General features: G+C 65.3%; 1 protein-coding gene. It reads left to right on the plus strand.

The genetic code is table 11. The features are described from left to right. Positions 1–311, plus strand: a 311-nt coding sequence (locus ACYZGB_RS22920) for a transposase (protein ID WP_462391289.1), incomplete at both ends; no start/stop codon positions are given.

Consider the following 311-nt stretch of genomic DNA (forward strand, 5'->3'; position numbering starts at 1 on the left):
TGGGCGCAGTGTTCCCGGCCACGACGCTGCAGACCTGCATCGTGCATCTGATCCGGGGTAGCCTGGACTTTGCGTCATGGAAGGACCGCAAGAGCCTGGCCACGGCCATCAAGCCGATCTACACGGCCGTGAGCGCCGAGGCGGCCGAGGCCCAACTGGATGCGTTTGCCCAGGGGCCATGGGGCCAGAAATTCCCGACCGTCGTCAACGCCTGGCGCAGGGCCTGGGACAAGGTCATCCCCTTCTTCGCCTTCCCGCCCGAGGTGCGGCGCGTGATCTACACAACCAACGCGATTGAGAGCGTGAATGCG

It is taken from the genome of Acidovorax sp. Q11 (genome assembly GCF_054950075.1).